General features: G+C 71.4%; 2 protein-coding genes. Both read left to right on the top strand.

Annotation, left to right across the window (positions count from 1 at the left end; all coding sequences use genetic code 11):
- A partial coding sequence (locus AC1VTH_RS07975) for a putative dsRNA-binding protein (protein ID WP_481335628.1) occupies positions 1-163 on the top strand: 163 nt, incomplete at its 5' end.
- A complete protein-coding gene (locus AC1VTH_RS07970) occupies positions 154-2118 on the top strand; it encodes a chromosome segregation SMC family protein (protein ID WP_481335627.1) in 1965 nt (654 codons plus the stop codon). The genes AC1VTH_RS07975 and AC1VTH_RS07970, both read left to right, overlap by 10 nt.
- The last annotated feature ends 2 nt before the right edge of the window (positions 2119-2120 follow it).

Genomic DNA, 2120 nt, shown 5'->3' with positions numbered 1-2120 from the left:
GGGCGAGGAGGGCCCGGCCCATAGCCCCACCTTCACCTCCGCCGTGCTCGTTGAGGGCAGGCGCATGGGTCGCGGCCAGGGCTCGTCCAAGAAGCTCGCCGAGAGCGCGGCGGCCGCCGACGCCATCAAGCGCCTTGCCGAGGAGGGCGTCAATTGTTCCTGAAGTCCCTCACGCTGAAGGGCTTCAAGTCCTTCGCCGACCGCACCCACATGGTTTTCGACCCGGGCCTCACCGTCGTGGTGGGCCCCAACGGCTCCGGCAAGTCGAACGTGAGCGATGCCATCCTGTGGGTGCTCGGCGAGCAGAGCGCCAAGATGCTGCGCGGCCAGGCCATGGAGGACGTCGTGTTCTCGGGCTCGTCGGCCAGAAAGCCCGTGGGCGTGGCCGAGGTCACTCTCGTGCTCGACAACACCGACCACACGCTGCCGGTCGACTTCACCGAGGTTGGCATCACGAGGCGCATGTATCGCTCGGGCGAGTCCGAGTACCTCATCAACGGTGCCCCCGCCCGCCTCATGGACATCCAGGACATCCTGCACGACTCGGGCCTGGGCAAGGACACCCACTCGATAATCTCGCAGGGCAAGCTCGACTCGATCCTCTCGAGCCGCCCCGAGGAGCGCCGCGCCCTCATCGAGGAGGCGGCCGGGATCTCCAAGCACCGCCGCCGCAAGGAGCGCTCGCTGCGCAAGCTCCAGGACATGGACAAGAACCTCGTGCGCGCCCGCGACGTCGCGCGCGAGATCAACCGCCAGCTGCGCCCCCTCGAGCGTCAGGTCGATCGCGCCAAGCGCTTCAACGAGCTCGACACACGCCTCTCCGAGCTCACCTGCCAGCTCGCCGTTGACGACGTGCGCCGCCTGCAGCGCCAGTGGGCAGACCTCCAGGCCCAGGCCAAGGAGGCCGCCGCTGCCGTCGAGCTCGCGCAGTACCGCGTCGATGAGAAGATCCGCGAGCTCGAGAAGCTCCAGAGCATGCTCGAGCAGAAGGGCCTGTTCGTGGGCGACCTCGGCGAACAGCGCCGCCGCTGCGCCGACATCCTCGGCCGCCTCGAGAGCGACATGCGCCTGCTCGAGGAGAAGGGCCGCAACATGGTCGACCGCCTCTCCGAGACGCGCCTCACGCTCTCGCAGGTCGAGCGCCAGCGCACCGAGGCCCGCAAGGAGGCTGACGAAGTCTCCGAGCGCCTCGTCGAGACGCGCGCCGCGGTCGAGAGCCTCACGCGCCAGGTGCGCGAGCTCGATCCCGCCGCCAAGGCGGCCACCGCCGAGCGCCGCGAGGCTGGAGCCGCCCAGGCCCGCCTCACCGACGAGCAGCGCTCCTGCCAGCGCGAGCTCGACCACACCACGCTCGAGCAGGCGAAGCTCAACGAGGAGATCGGCAACGCCGAGGTCCAGGACCAGATGTTCGCGAGCCGCCTCGCCCAGATTGACGAGCAGGTCGAGACCGCCAACGCCGCGCTGGCGTCCCGACGTGCGCGCGCCGAGGAGCTCGAGGGCCAGCTTGCCTGCGCCCGCGAGGCCGCCGAGCAGGCCCGCTCCGCCGTGCCCGAGCGCGCGGCCGCCCACGACGAGGCCCGCGCGGCGGCCAGGCAGGCGCGCCACGAGCTCGACGAGGCCCGAAGCGTTCTTGCCCAGGCCCGTGCCACGCTACGCGCGCTGCGCGACGTCGACGCCCAGCTGGGCGCCGCCACGGGCTCCCTCGAGGGCAGGGTGCTTGCCAACGGCAGCCTTGCCAGCCTCGTTCGCTACCGCCTCGCAGACGTCGTGAGCGCCCCGGCCGAGCTCGATGAGGTCGTCGAGCGCCTCCTCGGTGACGTGCTCGCGGCGCCCGTCGTCGCCACCTCCGAGGACGTCGTGTCGCTCATGGACGCGGCTGCCGCAACCAAGAACGCCGCCGGCGCCCTTACGGTGCTATCGCTTGCCGAGCAGGCCCCGGCCCACGCGGCACAGGCCGGCGAGCGCCTCGTCGACCTGCTCACGGTCGACGTTCGCGCCCGCGGCCTCATGGAGCGCCTGCTGGGAGACGTGCGCGTCGTCGCCGGCGCCGCCGATGCCGTGGCGGGTCACGTCGCCAACCCGGACCTCACCTACGTCACGCGCGAGGGCGTGACGTAGGT

This window comes from Parolsenella sp., from assembly GCF_982402205.1.
Note: the sequence above shows the minus strand (reverse complement) of the source record. Positions and strands in the feature narration are given on the sequence as shown.